Source organism: Candidatus Jidaibacter acanthamoeba, from assembly GCF_000815465.1.
Lineage (GTDB): Bacteria > Pseudomonadota > Alphaproteobacteria > Rickettsiales > Midichloriaceae > Jidaibacter > Jidaibacter acanthamoebae.
In genome coordinates, this window is record NZ_JSWE01000081.1 from 1 (window position 1) to 501 (window position 501).

1 protein-coding gene is annotated in these 501 nt (G+C 37.9%); it reads left to right on the forward strand.

Features of this window, described 5'->3' with window-relative positions; translation table 11 throughout:
* Nucleotides 1-501 (forward strand): HEAT repeat domain-containing protein (locus NF27_RS11075; RefSeq protein ID WP_053332524.1); only part of this gene is annotated, 501 nt, incomplete at both ends.

Genomic DNA, 501 nt, shown 5'->3' on the forward strand with positions numbered 1-501 from the left:
GTATGTAGCAGGAGTATTGTATGACAGATGTAAGGGAGCAGGTAATTACAGTGCTTTAGTAAGATTTTGGCATTTAATAGAAACTGCGCCCAGAGAACTTGTTGGGCTCAAGCATGTTAATTTGCAGATAAGGTGTTTAGAGGAATGTGAAAATAACCAAAGGGTTAACGTACATAAAAGCATTTTGGATAATATAAAGAAATGGAGTGACATTGAGAATGTTAGTTTTATTACCAATGTTTTAAGTATTAGCAATCGTGTGGGTAAAGAAGTGATTTCTCAATTATTAGAAGCTTTAAAAGATAAGAAGAACTCGGTCAGGATCAGAGCAGCTAAAGTACTGGGTAAAGTAGGAGCAGGGCATGGAGATATAGTAGTACCTGCGCTCATAAATGCTTTAAAAGATAGTGATGATGAGGTTAGGTGGAGTGCAGCTGAAGCACTGGGTAAAGTAGGAGCAGGGCATGGAGATATAGTAGTACCTGCGCTAATAAATGCTTT